Genomic DNA, 16,083 nt, shown 5'->3' on the forward strand with positions numbered 1-16,083 from the left:
GCGCTGCTTCGTTCTCAGGTCCTGTTTATGCCACATACCACTGAGGTTTTGGCCACCATTTTGTTCGCGGTGGCGGTGATTCATACGTTCTCCGTCTCTTTCTTTGCGCGTCTGGCGCATCGCAATGGCCCGCACGCGGGCGTCTGGCACATGTTGTCCGAGGTGGAGGCGGTGTTTGGCGTGTGGGCGTTCGTGCTGATCGCCTGTATGGCGCTCATGAGCGGCGGTGGGACGGCGATCGAGTATGTGGATTCGCGCAACTTCACCGAGCCGCTATTCGTATTTGCCATCATGGTGGTGGCCGCGAGCCGGCCGATACTCGAACTGGTGGGCATGGTGGTGCGCGCGATTGCACGGATACTGCCCATGAGCCGAGAAGTGGCGACCTTCTTCGTCGTGATGTCCTTGGTGCCCTTGGCCGGCTCATTTATCACCGAACCGGCGGCCATGACCCTGGCGGCCATCCTGCTGCGCGATGGTTATTTCCGTCAGGCGGGCAATACGCGCTTTAAGTACCTGACGCTCGGCGTGCTGTTCGTCAATGTGTCGATTGGCGGCGTACTGACGGCCTACGCCGCTCCGCCGGTGCTGATGGTGGCCTCGACGTTTGGCTGGGATTCGGCCTTTATGGCGACGCACTTTGGCTGGCGCGCCATGGTGGCGGTGTTCCTCAATGCCGCCGTACTGACCTGGATCTGCCGCGATGCGTTAAAGAGCCGCAGCGTGGGCACCGGCGGCGGCGTCAATGCTGCGGAGGACGAGGCCTCGCGTCGTCCGCCCGTGCCGTGGCCCGTCATTATTGTGCATATGCTCTGTCTGGTGGGCGTTGTGCTGACCGCGCACCATCCCGCCGTGTTCCTGGGCATTCTGATGATGTTCATCGGTTTCGCGCATGCCTATGAGCGTCACCAGAACCGTCTGCTGATCCGCGAGGGTCTGATGGTCGGCTTCTTCCTGGCGGGGCTGGTCGTGCTGGGCGGGCTACAAAAATGGTGGCTGCAGGATCTGCTGGGGGGACTGGAGCCCACCGTTCTGTTCTTCGGCGCGACCGCTCTGACCGCGGTGACGGATAACGCGGCGCTGACCTATCTGGGTTCGCTGGTCGAGGGCTCCAGCGCGGCCTGGCAATACATGCTGGTGGCCGGCGCGGTGACCGGCGGCGGTCTGACCGTGATCGCCAACGCGCCTAACCCGGCGGGTTACGCAATCTTGCGGCCGTTCTTTCCGGATCAGGCCATTTCGGCGGGCAAGCTGTTGATATCCGCACTGGTGCCCACCGCGGTCGCGGCGGCGATGTTCCTGTTGCCGGTGGGTTGATTCGCTGGGCGCGGGGGCGACGGCGGGTGACCCCGGCGGGCGCCCCGTCTCTCGTCAGCAAAACCCGCTAAAATTCAATACTTTCCCGTATTGGATCCGGCGCCGCCAGGCAGCCGCCCGCTTTAGCCGGGTGGCGAGACGGCGGTTTTTGATGCCGGTGTGCCTGGAAGTTCCCAACCATGCCTATCTATGCTTACCGATGCAGCGCCTGCGGCCATGCCCAGGACGTGCTGCAAAAAATGTCTGACGCGCCGCTGACGGTTTGCCCCGAATGCGGCCAATCCACGTATACCAAGCAGGTCACTGCGGCTGGATTTCAGCTCAAGGGCTCTGGCTGGTACGTGACGGATTTCCGCAATAACGGCTCGAGCGGTGGCGCTTCGTCGTCCTCGGGCACTAGCGCACCGACCACGGCCGCCAAGACCGAGAGTACGCCCGCCGCCGCTCCGGCTGCCCCGGCTACGACAAGTTGAGCGGCGTACCCGCGATGAGCATGCGCGTCATCAAGAAGTTTTTCATCACCGGCCTGCTCATCTGGGTACCGCTGGCGATCACCGTCTGGGTGCTCGGGCTGCTGGTGGCCACGCTCGAGGGCTTTGTGCCCAGCTTCTTGTCGTCGCAGGCGCTCTTTGGCGTCTATATCCCTGGCTTTCGCTTTGTGCTGGTGATCACGGTCGTCTTGCTGACGGGCGTGTTCGCCGCGAATCTTTTGGGCCGCTCGTTGCTCGAGCAGTGGGAATCCCTGCTCGGGCGCATTCCGCTGGTGCGTTCCATCTACAATTCGGTCAAGCAAGTCAGCGACACCGTGCTCGCGCCCAACGGACAGGCGTTTCGCCAGGCCGTGCTGGTGCAGTATCCGCGCGCCGGGTCATGGACCATTGCGTTTCTGACGGGCGCGCCGGGCGGCGAGGTGGCGGCACATCTGCCGGGCGAACACGTCAGTGTGTATGTTCCGACCACGCCGAACCCGACCTCGGGCTTTTTCTTGATGATGCCGCGTGACCACGTGATCGAACTGCAAATGAGCGTGGACGCGGCATTGAAGTACATCGTATCCATGGGCGTGGTGGCGCCGCCGGCTCCGAATGCCGCCTCCGCCACCCCCATCCCGGCGGCCCCAGCCGCCGATCTGTAAACTTTTTACGCTGACACACAGCACCTAGGAGTCATCCCGCAATGCGTACCTGCTACACCGGCGAGGTTTGCCGTGACCATCTCGGCCAGACTGTCACCTTGTACGGCTGGGTGAACCGCCGCCGCGACCACGGCGGGGTCATCTTTATCGACCTGCGTGACCGCGCGGGGCTGGCCCAGATCGTGTTCGATCCGGACAATGCCGCCTTTGCCACCGCCGAACGTCTGCGCAATGAATTCTGCATCCGCGTGACCGGCCTGGTGCGCCTGCGTCCGGAAGGCACGGCCAATCCGGAACTGGCTTCGGGTGAAATCGAAGTGCTGTGCAAGGAAGTCGAAATCCTGAACGCGTCGGTCACTCCGCCGTTCCAGCTCGATGACGACAACCTGTCGGAAACCACGCGCCTGACGCACCGGGTGCTGGATCTGCGTCGTCCGCAGATGCAGCGCAACCTGATGCTGCGCTATCGTGTCTCGATCGAGGTGCGCAAGTTCCTCGATCAGCTCGGGTTTATCGATATCGAAACGCCGATGCTGACCAAGAGCACGCCCGAGGGCGCGCGCGACTATCTGGTGCCTTCGCGCGTTCACGACGGCCATTTCTTCGCGCTGCCACAATCGCCCCAGCTCTTCAAGCAGATGCTGATGGTCTCCGGTTTCGACCGCTACTATCAGATCACCAAGTGCTTCCGCGACGAGGATCTGCGCGCCGACCGTCAGCCCGAATTCACCCAGATCGATTGCGAAACCTCGTTCCTGACCGAATTCGAAATCCGCGAGATCTTCGAAAACATGATTCGTCATGTCTTCAAGACCGTGCAAAACGTCGAACTGCCGGCGCCGTTCCCGCAAATGACCTGGACCGAAGCCATGCAGCGCTTTGGTTCGGACAAGCCTGACCTGCGCGTGAACCTGGAATTCACCGACGTCGCCGACATCATGCGTGATGTGGACTTCAAGGTGTTCGCCAGCGCCGCCACCACGGCCGGCAGCCGCGTCGTGGCACTGCGCGTGCCTCATGGCGGCGAACTCTCGCGCAGCGAGATCGACGCGTACACGCAATTCGTCGGCATCTATGGCGCCAAGGGCTTGGCCTATATCAAGGTCAACGAAGTCGCCAAGGGTCGCGAAGGCCTGCAATCGCCCATCGTCAAGAACCTGCACGACGCCGCGCTGACCGAGCTGGTCAAGCGCACGGGCGCGCAAGACGGCGACATCATCTTCTTTGGCGCCGATCGCGCCAAGGTGGTCAATGATGCGCTGGGCGCGCTGCGCGTGAAGATCGGTCACAGCGAATTCGGCAAGAAGCACGGCCTGGCCTCCAGCGACTGGAAGCCGCTGTGGGTGGTCGATTTCCCGATGTTCGAATACGACGAGGAAGAAGGCCGCTACACCGCTGCTCACCACCCGTTCACCAGCCCCAAGGACGGTCACGAGGACTTCCTCGAAACCGACCCGAGCAAGGCCTACGCCAAGGCCTACGACATGGTGCTCAACGGTTGGGAAATCGGCGGCGGCTCGGTCCGTATTCACCGCGAAGAGGTCCAGAGCAAGGTATTCCGCGCGCTGAAGATCGGCGCGGAAGAGGCCCGTGAGAAGTTCGGCTTCCTGCTCGATGCGCTGCAGTATGGTGCGCCTCCGCACGGTGGTATCGCTTTCGGGCTGGACCGTATCGTCACCATGATGACGGGTGCCGAATCGATCCGCGACGTGATCGCCTTCCCCAAGACGCAGCGTGCGCAGTGTCTGCTGACCCAGGCGCCGTCCACCGTCGACGAGAAGCAATTGCGCGAGCTGCACATCCGCCTGCGCAACGTTGAAGTGAAATGAAGTAAGCTGCGGCAGAGGGTGGCGTGCGTTGCGGTTAGACGCCTGCCACGGATCCGTCAGCCAGGAGGAGGGCAGCTTTAGGCTGCCCTTGTCCGTTGCATAGAGGGGCGTCATTCGGTTCATGTCGCTAATCCGCGTCGTCAGCTACAACATCCACAAGGGACGCTCGTCCCTGGGACATCGTGAATCGCTCAATGGTTTGCGATTGGGTCTGTACGGGTTGCGCCCCGACCTGGTGTTTCTGCAGGAAGTACAGGGCCGCAACGACCAGCGTTCCATGCTCGATGCACAGCATGAGTCCCTGGCCGCAGCCCTGCATTTGAATGTCGCCTATGGCTGTAATGCCGTGCGCGACCGTACCGAGCACGGCAACGCCTTGCTGTCGCGGTACGACATTCTGGACCACGAAAATCAGGACATCTCCGATCATCGCCTGGAGCAGCGCGGGTTGCTGCATGCGCGCGTGCGCATTCAGGATCGCGATGTGCATTGCTTTGTCGTGCACCTCGGGCTCTTTGCCGGGAGTCGCACGCGGCAAATCTCCGCCCTGACAGAGCGCATTTCGCGTCTGGTGCCCGATGGCGATCCGATTCTGATCGCCGGCGACTTCAACGATTGGAACGACAGGCTTGCCCCCTTGTTCGTGCAGCAGTTGGGGGTGGTGGAGGTTTTTGCCAACGCTCCCCGTAGTCATGGCGGCGACCTGCCGAAACTGCGCGACTCCGTGCGGCGCCTGAGCAATGCGCTGCGCGGCGTGCCCAATGCCTTTGCCGTGCAAGAGCGCAGCAATCAGCTGGGTATGGATGGCGCGGTGTGCGCGTTGGCGCCGCCACCTCGCACCTTTCCCGCCTTGTTCCCCTGGTTCCGCCTGGATCGCATCTACCAACGCGGTTTCGCCGTGCGTAGTGCGCGCGTGCTGCGTGGACGTCAGTGGGCGCGCCTGTCGGATCACGCGCCGCTGCTTGCGGAGCTCGAGCTGCCGTGAAGGGCGATATCGTCAGGCTGGACTGGACCGACGATAACGTCATCGAGCTGCTGCAAAACGGCGCCGACTTTTTTCCGGCGCTCTGTCAGGCAATCGATGCCGCGCGCGTCAGTGTGCACCTGGAAACCTATATCTTTGTGCTGGATCGAACCGGCGTAAAGGTCATGCAAAGCCTGGAGCAGGCGGCGCGTCGTGGGGTGAAGGTGCGTGTGGTGCTCGATGGCTTTGGCTGCGCCGATTCGGCGCAGGCCGTGCACGACCGGTTGCGTGCGGCCGGTGCGTATTGCCGTGTTTTTCGTCCCGAGCCACCGTGGTATCGACGGCTGGTTCCCTCGCGCAGCCGACTGCGGCGTCTGCACCGCAAGGTGACGGTGGTCGATGGCGAGGTGGCCTTCGTGGGCGGTATCAATGTGGTCGATGACTACGACGATCTGGACCCAGACGATGGCATCGCCACGCCGCGCTTTGACTTTGCCGTGCGAATCAGAGGGTCGTTGGTCGCCCGGGCCGTGCATGCCCAAGAACTCCTGTGGGTGCGTTTGAACTGGGCACGCCTGCGCCGGCATCCGCGTGAATGGGGCAGGTTTCGGCTGGGCGTACCCGCCAGGAAGCCCCCGGTCGCCGCAGTGGGCGCTCAGCGTGCCGCACTCGTGCTGCGTGACAACGTGCGGTATCGGCAGACTTTCGAGCGCGCGTATCTCTATGGCATCGAGCATGCGACACGCGAGATCTTGATTGCCAACGCTTACTTCTTTCCCGGCGGTCAGTTTCGTCGCGCACTGCTTGACGCGGTCAAGCGGGGAGTGCGCGTACGACTATTGCTGCAGGGCAAGGTCGAATACCACTTGCAGTACCACGCCACGCGGTCACTGTACGATCAGCTGCTTGAGGGCGGCGTCGAGATCTATGAGTACATGCCGAGCTATCTGCATGCCAAGGTAGCGGTGATCGACGACGTGGCGACGGTGGGCTCGTCCAACCTGGATCCGTTTAGCTTGCTGCTCGCGCGCGAGGCCAATGTCGTGGTGGACGATGCAGCGTTCGCGCACGAACTGCAAGAACGCTTGGAGACCGCTATTCGCGATGGAGGCCGCCTTGTGCGCCGTTCGGACTATGACAAGCGCGGATGGGGCAAACGCTGTGTGGATGCGGTGGCTTATCGGATGCTGCGTATTGGTGTGGCATTGACGGGGCGCGCTGGCGACTATTGATCGCCGCGAATTCCCTGAGGGGTGGCACCGTTACTCGCTGCGCGTGGTTGTGTTGGGCTTGGCCTCTCGCTTGGCGCCGCCGATTAAACCCAACGCGAGGGCTGTGCCCAGCATGATCACGCAGGCGCCCGCCAGAATCGAAGGCGTCACGCTTTCGTTAAGCAGCCACACGCCCCACAACACCCCGAATACCGGCACCAGCAAAGTCACGCTGACCGCGGCCGTCGGGCCAATGCGGCTGATGAGACGAAAGAACAGGATATAGGCGAAGCCGGTGGAGCCCACGGCCAGCGCCAGCGTCGCCAGCCATGCCTGGCCTGACACCGGCGTCTGCGGCCAGTGCAAGACGGCGAAAGGCGAAAGAATCAGAGCTGCCGCCAGCATGGACCCCGTGGCGCTCGAAAGCGCATCGACATGGCTCAGGAATCGTTTGGTCCAGTTGGCCGCGATGCCATAGCAAAGCGGCGCGCCAATAGCGGCCAGAATCGCGGTTCCCCCGGCATCGCCGCCGCGAAAATCCAGTTTGTCCCAGACCAGAACGACGATGCCCACCACCGCGATACCCAGGCCGATCGTACGCGACATCGGCAGGCGATCTTTGAACCATATCCATCCGATGACCGCGCCCCAGACGGGCGTGACGGCATTGGCCACCGATAGAAAGCCCGCTCCCAACGACTGCGCGGCATAGGTGTACAGGATGAAGGGAATCGCTGAGTTGAGCGCGCCCACGCCCAGAATGGCTTTCCAATGTCGCGCAATGACGGGCAGCCGGCCGCGCATCAGAGCGATGGGCAGCAGCGTCAAGGCACCGAAACTTACCCTCAGAGCCGCAAGCGGGCCAGGACCGAATTCGGGTACCGCGACACGCATGAATAAAAAAGACGCGCCAAACAAGGCGGCCAACGTGATCAGGTCCAGCAGATCGCGACGTCGCATGGCGGGCTCAGGCGTTGCGACGTGCGGCCTGACGGGTCAACACGTTTTTCATTTTCACGCGATGCGCGAGATAGGCGCAGATCAACGCCAGCACGGCGGAAAACACCAAGCCCATGCGCACGCCATCGAGCACCGAACTGCGAGCGATGGCGATGCCCACCAATGCCGTGCCGGCGGCGCTGCCAATGGCCCGCGTCGTCTGCACCAGCGCGGACGCCACACCCACATCGCGCCGTTCGCTCAGCATCTGCATGAATAGCGTCAGGTTAGGCAACAAGAATCCCAATGCTGTGCCATTGACGAAAAACGCCGCCAGGATCCAGATCACGGGCGAGTCGGCATTGAAGGTCAGCACCATCAATGAACCCACGGCCAACAAGCAGCCGCCAAACACCATGAGCCGTTGCGGCTCGGTCTGTTTCGGAAACAGATAGCCGCTGACGATACTGCCCACCGGAATCGCCGCGACCAGCGGCGTCAGGAGCAGCCCCGCCTCGCTGGGCGTATAGCCCATCTGCGTCTGCAGCAGCAGGGGACTGAAGAAGATCAAAATAAACATCACCGCACCGACGGCCAGTGACGCGATGTTCAGCAACTGCGGCTCAGGCTGCGCGATGACGCGTAATGGGAATATCGGCCACGCAATACGCCGTTCATACGGGATCAAACACGCGATGGCCGCGATCCCCGCGACGGCCAAGGCCAGTGCCGCCATGGGATGCGCATGTCCGCCAGGAGCAAAGCCTAATTCCATCGCGGCCAGCGGTGCACTGACCGCGATGACCAACAACAAAGCGCCGAGCCAATCAATGCGCTGTCCGCCGCTTTGTGCGCCGGCTGGCCGCATGCGAGGGAAATAACGCACCAGCAAGAACATCGCCACGATCGCGGCGCAAGGCGAAATAAAGAATGCCGCCCGCCAGCCCAGCGCCTGGGTCGCGGCCCCGCCAAGCAAGGGTCCGATGCCACTGGCCATCGCGAAGGTGGCCGACACCAGCGCCAGCCAGCGCACGCGTTCCTTGGCATCAGGAAACAGGTCGGCGGGCGCGGCGAACGCCGTGGCGATCATCATGCCGCCGCCTACGCCTTGTAGCGTCCGAAACGCGATGAGCTGCTCCATCGACTGCGATAGCCCACAGGAAATCGAGCCTAGCGCGATAATGGCGATGGATAGCAGCATCCACGGTTTGCGACCGAAGAGGTCGCCCAGCCGTCCAAAGATCAAAATTGACGCGGCCGTGGCGAGCAGATATCCCGTACCCACCCACGCGTAGAGCGCCATCCCATTGAGCGCCTCGGCCACGCGTGGCAATGTGGTGCTCACAATGGTGGAATCAAACGCAGCCAGTACCACGGTCGCCGACACGCCCGCCATGGCCATCAGCAGATCTCGTTTAGTTCGAGGCGGTTCGGCGGGCGATTCGGCGGGAGGCGTGGCGGCTGCGTTCATTGCACCAAGGATATCATTGACCGATCAGAGAATTAAACATCATTAGCGTGCCCGGTGCCATGGCATCGCACGTATCGCGTCCGAAAAGGCAAGGTGCGCGGTTTATTTGAAAAACGCGTGGTACCCCACGAGCGCCACCACCACGGCGATGACAATCGCCCAAGACCAGCGCGACGCCGCCAGCCCGCGCTCGGGTGGGTCGGCAGGCGCGGGAGGGGGCGCGGTGCGCGGCAACTTGGCCATGTGGTCGATAAAAGCGGCGAAAAATTGCGACACCACTTTGTTGCCGGCCTTTAGCAATAGCGGTTCACCGACTTTCGCGAGGCTGCCACCGGCCATGGCGGCTACGGTATAGGCCAGCCGCGTGCCATCGTCTTTGTCGGCAAGCTGGATCTGTGCCGTGCCAATGGCCAGGCTCGCGGTTTCGCTTTTGCCCTCGAACGCCAGTGAGCAGCTATGGGGCGGGTTTAATTCCGAGAGCAAGACTTCGCCTTCATATCGGGACTCCACGCCGCCCACCTGGCTTTGCAGGCATAACGCGTACTCCGTCGGTGAACGTCGCTCGATGTGGACGCACCCCGGTAAGCACTTTTGCAGCACGGCGGGATCCATCAACGCATCCCAGGTCTGATGCGGGGTGGAGGGAATCCATTGGGCATCGGCAATGCGCATGGCGGTCTCCTCGATCTATGGGATAGATCCATTGTGGACCTGGCCGTGGCGCTTGTCACTGATTCGAGGTCGGTGCCGCCCGGGTGACGCCCTGGTGCGACATCTCAAGCCGTTCGCCACTGGTAGCCAAACGGCATAATTAGATGCAGGTAAACTGCGCATACACCCAATATCATCAGCGGCTAGTATTGGGTCTGGCCTGTATGGATGGAGTCATTTTGCTATTGTCGAATTTGAGTTGGGCCGCAGTCCCCATGCGCGCGTGCGCGGGGCTATTTCTTTTGCCGGCCGTCGTCCAGCAGACGGCGCTGCGTGGCTTTCGCAATCCGATGCAAACTGTCGAGGTTGAACCGATGCGCTCGCGCGCGGTCCGACGCGAGTCATTGTGAAACCGGGCAGTCTTGGGCCGTATGTCTTCCTATTCCTATTCCCCCGCCTATCGTCCTGATATCGACGGGTTGCGGGCGCTGGCCGTTTTAGCGGTAATGCTCTTTCATGCCGGGGTGGCCGGTTTTGCCGGGGGCTATGTCGGTGTCGATGTTTTCTTTGTCATCACAGGCTATCTGCTGACTGCAAGCTTGTTGTCGAGCCTGTACCAAGGCGATTTCTCGTTCTTGGCATTCTATGCGCGGCGGGCACGGCGGGTCGTGCCCATTTTGACGGTCGTGCTGGTGGGTACGCTGGTGGCAGGGTTTTATGGCCTGATGCCAGACGCTTTCAGTGCTGCGGGCCAGGCGGCACAGCACGCGGCTTATTTTGCCGCCAATTTCTTTTTCTGGGACGGTGCCAACAACTATTGGCAGCAGGTATCGCTGGCGACTCAGCCCCTATTGCTGACGTGGTCAGTGGCGGTTGCCGCGCAATTCGTCGTGTTGCTGCCATGTCTCTTGGTATTGATTTTCCGCGGTTGTCGGCGCAGCGCCGCCCACGCTAGCGATACCGCCCCGCCCATGTGGGTCATCGCGGGTTTGTTGGCGGGTCTTCTGCTGGTGTCGTTAGGCGTCAGTGGTATACAGCTGAGCAGCGATCCCGCCGGGGCGTTTTATCTGTTGAGCAGCAGGGCGTGGGAATTCCTCGCGGGTGGGCTGATCGCGTCTTTAGCTGGCTCGCGGCTGGGCCAGCCACCGCGCTGGTTGGGTGACATTGTCTCGGTAGTGGGTTTGGTTTGCGTGCTATGGGGCGTATTGACCTACGATGCCACGACCCCTTATCCGGCCGAACATGCTCTGGCGCCCGTTATTGGCACGGCGTTGTTGTTGCTTGGCGGCTGCGTGCCCGAACGCACGCTGTTAGCGAGGGCCTTGTCATGGCGTCCGCTGGTGTGGATCGGCGCCATGTCCTTTTCGCTTTACCTGTGGCATTGGCCATTGCTGGTATTGACGCGGTCACCGGTGTGGACGGTGCATGGATGGCCAGAGATTCCGGGTTGGATGACCCTGATCGTGACCTTTGCCTTGTCCTGGCTGACATGGTGGGCCGTCGAACGTCCCTTCCAGGGTAATCGCGGCCGCACGCGTCGACCTATTCTTATCCTGACAGGCGCATTGATACTGACCGCGCTTTCTCTGGTGGCCGGCACCTATGCCGTGCATGCCGGCCGGAGCGATCGGCAGCAGTTGCCGCCCGTATTGACGCAACTCGAACAGGATACGAGCGTCCCGCCAGGATTGGATTGCGAAGGCAAACCTGACCTTGGCCTGATCCGTGCCGGACAATCCGGATGCCAGCTGGGAGAGCCGCCCAAGCCCGATGCCGTGCCTGACTACGTCCTCATGGGCGACTCGCATGCGCGGATGTGGGTCAGTGCATTTGACTCCGTGTCGCGCGATTTGGGTATTCATGGCGTGGCGATGACTTACGCGAATTGTGTGCCGCTGCGTGGCGCGGTCTCTGCCGTTCGGCCGGAATGCGCGCAGATCACACAAGAAGCGATGGACTACGTTGTGCGTTCGCCGATTCAGCAAGTGATCTTGGCGGGCTACTGGATAGGCGCGGCCGAATCGCCGGCCGCACCGACGGACTCCAATCTGGTGTCTACCCCTTTGACGGATTTCAGCAGCTCGTTGCGTGACACCATTCGCTATTTGCAGCAGGCCGGCAAAGCGGTGACGGTGATTCTGGATGTGCCCGAGTTAGAGAGCGACGACGCGCCGCGCGAATTGGCTTTATTGAGCGTGAGCCAGCAGGGTGCGGATGTTTTTGGGCCAACGCTTGCGCAGCATCGCGCACGGCAAGCACCGGTGATCAAGGCTATCGAAGAGGTATGGCCGAAGGTCAAACCGTTCGGGATCGTGGATCCTGTCGTCGATCTATGCGCCGGTGACCACTGCCTCGCGGCGCGCCAGGGGCGCACGTGGTATAGCAGCAAACATCAGCTCACCGATGATGCCGCGCTGGGGTTGAAAGCGGTTTTTGTCCCCTTGTTGCGATCGGTGTCCGCTCCCCGATGACGCACGGATATCACACCTTGTCCGTCATGAAGCGGTGGTTTGTTGTAAATTGCCAGAATTCTGGTTCGGGACCGGGCCGCAGCAGGCCCGGATTACCCCGCAAATAACGCGCGAAGGCCTGCTGGGTTTTTGCATAAATACACCCCGAAGGTTTCTGCTAGTAATTAATGGCAACTCGCATTCTTATCGTTCGCACGTCATCGCTTGGCGATCTCGTGCACATGCTGCCGGCGATTTCCGACATAGCGCGCCACGTCCCCGATGCGGTCATCGACTGGGTGGCGGAGGAAGCGTTCGCGGAAATTCCTAGCTGGCACCCGGCCGTGCATGAGGTGATCAAGGTCGCCCATCGCCGCTGGCGCAAGGCATGGTGGTCGCCCTCGGTGAAAGCCGAGCGCCACGCGCTGGCCGAGCGGCTGCGCGCGGTGCAGTACGACGTGGTGCTCGACATGCAGGCACTGATGAAGTCCGCCTGGCTGGTGCGTCAGACGCGCGGCGTGCGTCATGGGCTGGATTGGCGGTCCGCGCGCGAACCGCTGGCGTCCTTGTTTTATCAGGTGCGCCATCGCGTGGAATTCTGGCAGCCTGCCGTGACCCGGCAGCGTGAGCTGGCCGCCCAGGCTTTTGGCTATAGCTATAGCGGCGCGCCGGACTTTGGACTACAGGCGTTCGTGGAACAGGCTCAGGCCGAGGCTCAGTCGTGCGTCGCCGCCGAGTGCTGCGCGCGTCCGCATCACCATGTGAATAACGATCGCGGCTATGCCGTCATCATGCCGTCGGCGAGCCGCGAGGATAAGCTGTGGCCCGCGGAAGACTGGCGCGCTGTATTTACCCGGCTGCGCGAGGTGGGATGCACGCTGCGTCTGCTGGCCGGCAATGCCCAGGAAACGGAACGCGCGCAAGCGCTGGTGCAAGGATTCGATGGGGTAGAAGTGCTGCCGCGGATGGACCTGACGGCGATTGCCCGCCAGCTTGCCGGGGCGCGCATTATGGTGGGATTAGATAGCGGATTGACCCATTTGTCGGCGGCTTTGGGGCGGCCCACGATCGGGATTTATCGTGCTTCGACGCCGGTGCGCACGCCGCTGGTCGGGTCCAGTTTCACCGCCAGCCTGGGCGATCGTGGCGCGCCGCCTTCGCGGGCGGCGGTGCTGGCTTCGGTCGATCAAGCCCTCGCGGCTGGCTAGATATAGGAACCTGCTGACATGCGGCGCGGTACTTACACGCTGGCGTTGTATGTTCTCGCGCCCTTGATCTGGCTGTGGATGCTCAAGCGTGCGCGCCGCGCGGGCGGCGAGTGGGGTATTTGGTCGCCGGCGCGGTTCGGGCGGCCGGTTGCCCAGGACGATATTACCTTTAGCGAGTCGCCAGTGTGGGTCCACGCGGTCAGTCTGGGGGAAACGCGCGCGGCCCAATCGCTCATCCAGGCATTGCTCGACCGGGGACTGCCGGTGCTGCTCACCCACACCACAGCGACCGGCCGTGCGGAAGGGGCGCGCTTATTTTCCCAGGCGATTCAGACGGGCCAATTGCGCCAAACTTGGTTACCGTATGACTTTCCCGGGGCGGTGCGTCGGTTCTTTTCCCACGTCCGCCCGCGTTGCGGCTTGTTGATCGAGCGTGAAGTCTGGCCGAATTTGCTGGCCGAGGCTCGGCGTCAGGGCATACGCATGGCGCTTGTGAGTGCAAGGTTTTCCGAGTCGTCGTTGCGGGAGGCGAGGTGGCTTGGGCGTGCGTTGCGCGAGGCGCTGGGGGGGCTGGATGCCGTGCTGGCGCAGACGTCCGAGGATGCAGAGCGACTGCGGCAAGCGGGTGCGCGGGCGGTCACGGTGACGGGCAACTTGAAGTTCGATATGCGCCTGCCCGAGGATCAGCTTCGGGCGGGTCGGGCGTTTAGGCGGGCGTTAGCGCGGCCGGTGGTGGTGATCGCCAGTACCCGTGAAGGCGAGGATGCGCTGTTTGCGCGGGCGATACGAGGTTGCTTGGATGTGGCAAACCCGCAATCAGCGCCTCGCGCGGGGTCGGGCTCAAAAGCCTCTGCATCTATTCTCTTTATATTGATTCCGCGTCATCCGCAGCGCTTCTCTGCGGCCGCTATCGCGTTAGATGAGATGGGCCTGACGTATCATCGTCGCTCGCAAATGGTCATGTCTGCTCAGGCGCGCAAGAGAGGGCCTTCTCCCGTGGCTGAAACTCTCTTTGTGCCTGATGAGGACGGCTCCCGGCCAGATTCACCGGTCTCTGTATTACTGGGCGATTCATTGGGTGAGATGGCGTTCTACTACGGTGCAGCGGATGTCGCCATCGTAGGCGGAAGCTTCCTGCCGTTCGGTGGGCAGAATCTAATCGAAGCCTGCGCGGCCGGTGTGCCCACGATCGTCGGGCCGCATACTTTTAACTTCAAGCAGGCCGCGCAGGATGCGATTGCGGCCGGTGGTGTGTGTCGGGCGGGCAAGGCGTCCGCTGCGTTGCAATTGGCTCTGGCATTAGTGGATGATGAGCCGCGTCGGGCAAAGATGGGTAGGGCGGCCGCCTCCTGGGCGGCCGGGCATGCCGGTGCCACCGAGCGCACACTGGGGGCACTTCGAGACTGGGATCACTAGCTGCATCCAGCGGCCCAGTGTGGAAGGCTGAATATTTCTGCAATATTGTGCTAGATTTTGACGGCTACCTTTTTAATAAAATGCCGCAATTGTTAATGAGGGAGGGTGCTACGTCGCGTGGGCGATACACCCCATCCGCGTGGTAAAGCGGACGCAAACGTTGACAAGAAAGCATCAAGCAGATCTCTCCTGAAACACTTAACTCGAACACCGGCCTATACAATCCGCTTGGGCCTGCCCTCCGGCGGTTCCTCACAAGCTACGCTATGCAATATCTGTTGATCGCTTTTCTTACTTCGTTGGTGCTCACAGCGTTGATCGTCCGGTTCCGAACCTTCGGGCATATCCTGGATTCCGAGCTGGACAGTGTTCAGAAGTTTCATGCCAAGCCGGTCCCTCGGGTGGGAGGCGTGTCCCTAGTGGGCGCCATGCTGGCCATCTGTATGGTGGCAGCTTTTCGTGAGACCGAAGAGCTGCCTGAACTGTTGTTATTGTTGATTTCAGCCATGCCGGCGTTTTTGGGGGGGCTGTTCGAAGATCTGACCAAGAGCGTCCGGGTAGTCACCCGGCTGGCTCTCGCCATGGCTTCGGGAGCACTTGCCTACTTTTTACTTGGCGCGGCAGTCGTGCGCGTGGATATCATCGGGCTGGATTGGTTGCTGCAGTACAGCGCTATCTCGTTCTTCTTTACGGTGTTTGCGATCGCTGGAGCTGCCAACGCGCTAAATATCATCGATGGCTATAACGGTCTGGCTGCGGTGGTGTCAGCGATGATTTTTGCCGGCTTTGCCTATGTTTGCTTCTACCTGGGCGATCGCATGTTGCTGATCGTGGCCCTGGGCATGCTAGGCAGTGTGATCGGTTTCCTTTTCTGGAATTACCCGCGCGGCCATATCTTCCTAGGTGATGGCGGGGCGTATTTCCTGGGGTTCATGATTGGGGAGCTGTCGGTATTGCTGCTGGTGCGCCATCCAGAGGTGTCTGCCTGGTTCCCATTGCTGTTGTGCATCTATCCCGTATTCGAGACGCTATTTTCTATTTATCGGAAACGGTGGCTGCGCGGTCATTCTCCGGGCGCGCCGGACGGCGTGCATCTGCATATGCTGATCTACAAGCGTGTCGTACGATGGGTGGTGGGGTCGCGGGAAGCGCATCATCTGACCTGGCGCAATTCGCTGACATCGCCGTATTTGTGGTTACTGTCGTCGCTGGGCGTGATCCCCGCTGTGCTGTTCTGGCAAATGCCGGTTGTATTGATGGTGTGCGTGCTCGCATTCGCCATGGGATACGTCATGCTCTATCGAAAACTAGTGCTGTTCCGTATTCCCAAGTGGATGATTGTTAAGAAGAAAAAACACGGACGTTGACCGTTGATTCGTACATAGGGCAGCAGGTTTTCTGCCCTGGCGGACTGCCAACGGCGCAAGATAACTCCAGACTACTATTGTTCATCAGTCTGTCATCGGGATCCGGCCTTCAGAAGTAGCCGTCA

The 16,083-nt window shown here is 61.6% G+C and carries 13 protein-coding genes; 10 read left to right on the forward strand and 3 right to left on the reverse strand.

The features are described 5' to 3' along the window. Nucleotides 1-27: 27 nt before the first annotated feature. From GOQ25_RS07415 to clsB, 6 genes are all read left to right on the forward strand, one after another. Complete coding sequence (locus tag GOQ25_RS07415) at nucleotides 28-1,317, forward strand: putative Na+/H+ antiporter (RefSeq protein ID WP_160349824.1); 1,290 nt, start codon at nucleotides 28-30, stop codon at nucleotides 1,315-1,317. A gap of 179 nt (nucleotides 1,318-1,496) precedes the next feature. Next, a complete protein-coding gene (locus GOQ25_RS07420; RefSeq protein ID WP_160349825.1) occupies nucleotides 1,497-1,790 on the forward strand; it encodes an FmdB family zinc ribbon protein in 294 nt (97 codons plus the stop codon). A 20-nt stretch (nucleotides 1,791-1,810) separates the two neighbouring features. Next, nucleotides 1,811-2,452 carry a DUF502 domain-containing protein gene (locus GOQ25_RS07425; RefSeq protein WP_160349978.1) on the forward strand — a complete coding sequence of 214 codons (642 nt, stop codon included), beginning with the start codon at nucleotides 1,811-1,813 and terminating at the stop codon, nucleotides 2,450-2,452. 41 nt (nucleotides 2,453-2,493) lie between these two features. After that, the gene (gene aspS / locus GOQ25_RS07430; protein WP_160349826.1) at nucleotides 2,494-4,281 is read left to right on the forward strand and encodes an aspartate--tRNA ligase; all 1,788 of its coding nucleotides are present in this window, start codon (nucleotides 2,494-2,496) and stop codon (nucleotides 4,279-4,281) included. Between the two features lie 121 nt (nucleotides 4,282-4,402). Then, the gene (locus GOQ25_RS07435) at nucleotides 4,403-5,266 is read left to right on the forward strand and encodes an endonuclease/exonuclease/phosphatase family protein (RefSeq protein WP_160349827.1); all 864 of its coding nucleotides are present in this window, start codon (nucleotides 4,403-4,405) and stop codon (nucleotides 5,264-5,266) included. After that, nucleotides 5,263-6,477 carry a cardiolipin synthase ClsB gene (gene clsB / locus GOQ25_RS07440; protein ID WP_160349828.1) on the forward strand — a complete coding sequence of 405 codons (1,215 nt, stop codon included), beginning with the start codon at nucleotides 5,263-5,265 and terminating at the stop codon, nucleotides 6,475-6,477. The genes GOQ25_RS07435 and clsB overlap by 4 nt, the downstream gene beginning before the upstream one ends. Nucleotides 6,478-6,507: 30 nt before the next feature. Here clsB and GOQ25_RS07445 read toward each other — a convergent pair whose 3' ends face one another. From GOQ25_RS07445 to GOQ25_RS07455, 3 genes are all read right to left on the reverse strand, one after another. Continuing rightward, nucleotides 6,508-7,416, reverse strand: coding sequence for a DMT family transporter (locus GOQ25_RS07445; protein ID WP_160349829.1), 909 nt, complete (start codon nucleotides 7,414-7,416; stop codon nucleotides 6,508-6,510). A gap of 7 nt (nucleotides 7,417-7,423) precedes the next feature. Then, nucleotides 7,424-8,866: an MFS transporter gene (locus GOQ25_RS07450; RefSeq protein WP_160349830.1), complete on the reverse strand. Its 1,443-nt coding sequence runs from the start codon at nucleotides 8,864-8,866 to the stop codon at nucleotides 7,424-7,426. Between the two features lie 102 nt (nucleotides 8,867-8,968). Further along, a complete protein-coding gene (locus GOQ25_RS07455; RefSeq protein ID WP_160349831.1) occupies nucleotides 8,969-9,538 on the reverse strand; it encodes a carbon monoxide dehydrogenase subunit G in 570 nt (189 codons plus the stop codon). 410 nt (nucleotides 9,539-9,948) lie between these two features. On the opposite strand from GOQ25_RS07455, the gene GOQ25_RS07460 reads away from it, so the two are divergent. The 4 genes from GOQ25_RS07460 (at nucleotide 9,949) to GOQ25_RS07475 (ending at nucleotide 15,958) form a co-directional block, all read left to right on the forward strand. Then, the gene (locus GOQ25_RS07460; RefSeq protein ID WP_160349832.1) at nucleotides 9,949-11,988 is read left to right on the forward strand and encodes an acyltransferase family protein; all 2,040 of its coding nucleotides are present in this window, start codon (nucleotides 9,949-9,951) and stop codon (nucleotides 11,986-11,988) included. Nucleotides 11,989-12,155: 167 nt separating this feature from the next. Beyond that, nucleotides 12,156-13,175: a lipopolysaccharide heptosyltransferase I gene (gene waaC, locus GOQ25_RS07465; RefSeq protein WP_160349833.1), complete on the forward strand. Its 1,020-nt coding sequence runs from the start codon at nucleotides 12,156-12,158 to the stop codon at nucleotides 13,173-13,175. A gap of 18 nt (nucleotides 13,176-13,193) precedes the next feature. Next, entirely contained in the window at nucleotides 13,194-14,591 is a 1,398-nt protein-coding gene (locus tag GOQ25_RS07470) for a 3-deoxy-D-manno-octulosonic acid transferase (protein WP_160349834.1), read from the forward strand. Nucleotides 14,592-14,857: 266 nt separating this feature from the next. Next, a complete protein-coding gene (locus tag GOQ25_RS07475) occupies nucleotides 14,858-15,958 on the forward strand; it encodes a glycosyltransferase (protein WP_160349835.1) in 1,101 nt (366 codons plus the stop codon). Nucleotides 15,959-16,083: the final 125 nt, after the last annotated feature.

The organism is Bordetella sp. 15P40C-2, from assembly GCF_009763235.1.
GTDB lineage: Bacteria > Pseudomonadota > Gammaproteobacteria > Burkholderiales > Burkholderiaceae_B > Bordetella_A.